Here is a 4,954-nt window from a genome sequence, read left to right as displayed (position 1 = left end):
TGTGACTTGAAGAAGATTTTGGACAGGTTTGGAAGAAGATTTTGGACAGGTTGCAGACTGAAATACTTATAACTTCGTTAAGAAAAGAATAAAGCCATTGTCCATTTGGAAGAAGAAAATGGACATAATAACAAAAATAGAACAAGAAAGTGGACACAAATGCAATAAACTGAAAAGGAGAATTAAACTCCAATCAATGCTTACATTTGAAGAGTTTGAGCAATGGTGTAGTCAACTCAAACTGACTCAGAATACCCGTAGTCTTATAGCTCAGATTCGCTCGGGGCCTCCATCTCGGAGAGTACAAGGGAATTATGGCAATGTTTGTGGGAATTATTGCAGTCAAAAGATGGGTCATACGATTCAGTTTGAATCCCATCGGGGAGAACTAGCACATATTATTGACAAATTAGAGCATAACCGACAAGTTTTAGAATATTACGACCAACCGCCACCAATAGAATTAAATTACATTTCAAAAAGTAATCGCCAAGTTCGTACAAGCCATACTCCAGATTTTTTTGTAATCGAAGTCAACTGGGTAGGATGGGAAGAATTTAAACCAATTAGTGAATTAATCAAAAAAGCACAACAACAACCAAACCGCTACGTCCAAAATGAAGCAGGAAATTGGCTTTGTCCACCTGGAGAAGAATATGCTCAAAAATACGGACTTAACTATCGGCTGAGGACAGATATCGAACAAAATGTAATTCGGTTGAGAAATTATCAATGGTTGGAGCCATATTTTCAAGACGAAGAGTTAGATAAAAATCAGAGTAATAATCAAAGAATAGTATCTATAGTCAAAGGGAGTCCTGGAATAACTTATAGTGAATTGCTATTAGCCATAACTGGAATTAGCCCTGATGAAATCAATAGTTCAATTGCCCAAGAAAAGTTGTTTATCAATTTTAATACTGCCCCATTAGCCGAACCCGACCTTGTTCATATTTTCCCCACATTAGAACAAGCCGAATTTTATGAGAAAGAAGAATTATCAGGTCTAACGAAAGATACCTCAAGTCAGGGCAACAAAGAAGTTCAACAACTACTGCTCAAAGCACGTTCTGAAGATTTAGAAACCGCTAATACTCGATATGAGGCCATAAAGCCATACTTAGAAGAAAATTCTCCACCTATTACCAAAGCCAGTCGCAGTATTCGTCGTTGGCGTCAACAATATCAGCAAGCACAAAAGCTATATGGAGAAAATCATGGTTATGTAGGCTTACTCCCTAAACATTTAGATAAAGGGCATCATCAAAAACTAGAACCAGCACTCTTAGATTTTATGGCAGAATTCATTAAAAAACATTACTTTACTGCCAAAAATAGACGAGTGAGTGGAGTTTATCGAGAATTTCAATTAGCCTGTAGTCAACAAGAACCTGTTTTTAAACCCCCCTCAGAAAAAACATTTCGTGAACAGATTAAAAAACAAAAAAATTACCAACTCACTCTAGCCCGCCAAGGCTCAAAAATAGCTAAACAAACTAAACCATTTCACTCAAACAGTGAAATACCCAAAGACGGAGAGTTACCCTGGGAAAATGCTCATATTGACCACACTTGCTTAGATATTAACCTAGTGAGTTCCTTAATTTCTCTAGCAACTTGCAATATTAGTAGTGCTATTGACAGCGAAAAAATGAGCTTAGGTCGCTGTTGGGCAACTTTTCTAGTAGATGGTTATAGTAAAAGAATTTTAGCAGTGTATCTTTCCTTTGAGCCACCCAGTTACCGTAGTTGTTTAATGGTAATTCGGATTTGTGTCAAAAGATTTAGTCGATTACCTCAAACCATAATTACCGATAATGGAAAAGAGTTCCATAGCGTTTATTTTAAACAACTGTTGGCTTATTACAAATGCAATCATAAATACCGCCCATCAGGAGAACCTCGTTATGGAAGCCCCGTGGAAAGAGTGTTTGGCACAACTAACACGTTATGGTTGCATGAATTACAAGGAAATACTCAAATTCTCAAAAACACCAGACAAATAACCAAGTCTGTTAACCCCATCCATCAAGCCGTCTGGACAATTGGTGAGCTTTATCAATCATTAGAAACATGGGCTTATTCGATTTATGATAACCGACTCAATTCAAGTTTGGGACTTTCTCCATTTCAAGCTTATGAAACTGGTATCCAATTAGGAGGGAAAAGAGAAAGTCGTCGTTTGGAATATGACCAAACCTTTTTAATTTTAACCTTACCTTCCCCTCATAGTGGCGATACCCGAATCGTACAGCCCGGAAGGGGAGTGAAGGTAAATCATATTTATTACTGGTGTCATGCTTTCCGTAATCCAGAGGTGGAGAAAACAGCAGTTTCGCTCAAAATTGACCCGTTCAATGTTAGTGTTGCCTATTGCTATGTTAAGGGGCTTTGGCATGAATGTACGTCGAATCATTATCCCTATCTCCAAGGACGCACGGAAAAAGAACTACAAGTTATTAGTACTGATTTACGCCAACGCAAAAAACATAAAGGTCAGGTGATGGTTTTATCTAATACTGAATTGATGGAGCATTTACAAGGGGCTTATCAAGTCGAGGAAAAACTGCTTAAACAACGCTTACAAGCATTAGAAAATAAAACGGTACTTAATTTGATTGAAGGGAAAGAACTTTCTCCAAACAGTCCTCAATTGACTCACTTTCATGAGATAGAAAATAATTCATCAGTCTTGATAAATAACGCTAATAATGAAGAAACTCTTGAATCTTACGGAGAATTTTAACGGATGGAACAACAGCGATTACCTCAAGAATTATTAAAGGCTCCTATATCTGAAAGGGTGACATTTTTTGTGAATTATACAATGGCTCATCCTCATCTAATTCAGACTTTTAATCAGGTGATGCAATCAGTTTATCAAGCACCAGGGATTTCCTTAATTTTCGTAGTAGGAGCAACCGGAGTAGGGAAAACTACCCTATTGCGACGTTTAGAGCAAAAACTAACCGAGAAAGCCTTACCTGAATTAAAGCACAATCAGGGTAAAGTCCCTGTAATTGGTTTAGAAGCTAAAGCTCCAGAATTTAGTCAGTTTGATTGGAAAGATTTTTATATTCGTCTATTAAAAGTACTAAACGAACCTTTAATCGAAAAAAAGATTAATTATGGGCAATCTTGCTCAAAGTGGCGGAGTGCAGTGGAATCGGCTTTAATTCATCGTTCTCCGGATGCTTTTTATATTGATGAAGCCCATCATCTTGCTATGTTACCTAGTGGTCGGAAATTAAAAGATCAACCCGAAACTCTCAAATCTCTAGCCAATCTAACTCAAGTGAAGATTATTCCCACTGGAACTTATGACTTATTACCTTTAATTGATTTAGGAGATCAGTTATGCCGACGTAGTAAAACCATTCATTTTCAACGGTATCATGCTGATAATTCGCAAGAAGCTAAAGCTTTTAAAAGTGTGGTGCAAACTTTTAGTCAATATCTTCCTTTACCTCAACAGCCAGATTTATTATCTAATTGGGAATTTCTTTATGAGAGGAGTTTAGGTTGTGTAGGTATTCTTAAAGATTGGCTTTGTGTAACACTTAATGATGTTTTAGAGAGTGATGGAAATGCTCAGACTATTACTTTATCTGACTTGCAACGTCATGCTTTAGAGGTACGTCAATGTTTGGTAATGCTGAAATCTATCACTATAGGTGAACAACAACTACAAGAGTCATCAGAGGATTTACTCAAACTACGAAAAGACTTGAAATTAATTCCCTCATCTCATGGTACTGCTCAGGAGAAACACAATCAAAGCAAGAAAGAGAAAAAAACTACTCATTCGCCGATTGCACAAACTTCTCCTCGCCGTTATCCCTTAAAAAAGCAGGAGTCAGAAAAGGAGGATAAAGAAACAGATTTTTTTCATTCCTTTTAATTTAGGGAATTTCACAATTCAAAACCTACCTAAAATAAGTCATCTTTATCCTCTACAACCAATAGGTTTAGGAACTCCTAATACTGAGAGTTTAAGTAGCTATTTACAAAGATTAGCACAACAGCATTGCCTTCGCTCTTGGCAACTTTATACTTATGAACTTGTTCCTTTGATTCAACATCAGGAATATTTATTGCATAAAGATACTAAAAAAACTTCTCTTAAACAGATATTTTTAACGAACAAAAAAACTGCATCTAATTTATCAGTTATAAATGGACTTCAATCTATTACTCCAGTCATTGTGACAGCTATAGAGCAATTAACATCTCGTCAAGATTTATACTCTTTAACTTTAATGAGTTGGCTGAAAGTTTTTGATTCAGCAGAGTTGCTTTTGAAACCTTCTTGTGCTTGGTGTCCTTATTGTTATCAAGCCTGGCGAGAGCAAGAGCAAGTTATTTATACTCCTTTGCTCTGGTTAATTGAATATGTTAAATTCTGCCCTCAACATCAGATTTCTCTGGAGAATACCTGTCCTTCTTGCAATCAAAAAATGCTAAATTTTTGTCAACCAGGTTATTGTTCTCATTGTGGAGAATGGTTAGGTCAAACAAAGTATCCCTTGAAGTTGACTACTTATTTTCGCTCGATGGGATGTTTGTCAACCTATCAACGTAACATCTCTTACTTACAAGAGTTAATTGCGATTACACCTTATTTGTCAAAACAACCTCAGATTAAAGATGTCTATTCGTACCTTCATGAACGTTGCGTGCATCTTGATGAACAAGGGTTAAAAGACCTCTCTTTTTCATTCTGGATGAGTTCCCACTTAATCGCTAAACCTCAAAGCTCTGACACTGCTTATAAACCACGTATTTCTTTGCATTTTCTTTCTGAAGTTTTTCGTTGTTTTAATATAACTCCTCGTCAACTTTTCCTTTAATTTTTCTAGATGTTATCTTTTTCATGTTTTTGGAAGGTAAAGTTGGACATCTAGTTTTGGAAGGTAAAGTTGGACAACCTGTCCAAAATCTTCTTCAAGTCACA

Annotated in this window: 3 protein-coding genes; all 3 read left to right on the top strand. The window is 36.5% G+C overall.

Annotation, left to right across the window (positions count from 1 at the left end; genetic code table 11):
* Positions 1-196 precede the first annotated feature (196 nt).
* The 3 genes from V7K76_RS32025 to V7K76_RS32015 are packed head-to-tail and all read left to right on the top strand — an operon-like array spanning position 197 to position 4,850.
* Positions 197-2,746 carry a DDE-type integrase/transposase/recombinase gene (locus V7K76_RS32025; protein ID WP_334775870.1) on the top strand — a complete coding sequence of 850 codons (2,550 nt, stop codon included), beginning with the start codon at positions 197-199 and terminating at the stop codon, positions 2,744-2,746.
* Between the two features lie 3 nt (positions 2,747-2,749).
* The gene (locus V7K76_RS32020; RefSeq protein ID WP_334775869.1) at positions 2,750-3,901 is read left to right on the top strand and encodes an ATP-binding protein; all 1,152 of its coding nucleotides are present in this window, start codon (positions 2,750-2,752) and stop codon (positions 3,899-3,901) included.
* Positions 3,870-4,850: a TniQ family protein gene (locus V7K76_RS32015; RefSeq protein WP_334775871.1), complete on the top strand. Its 981-nt coding sequence runs from the start codon at positions 3,870-3,872 to the stop codon at positions 4,848-4,850. Before V7K76_RS32020 ends, V7K76_RS32015 begins: the two co-directional genes overlap by 32 nt.
* Positions 4,851-4,954: the final 104 nt, after the last annotated feature.

Source organism: Nostoc sp. (assembly GCF_036917975.1).
GTDB lineage: Bacteria > Cyanobacteriota > Cyanobacteriia > Cyanobacteriales > Nostocaceae > Nostoc.
Note: the sequence above shows the minus strand (reverse complement) of the source record. Positions and strands in the feature narration are given on the sequence as shown.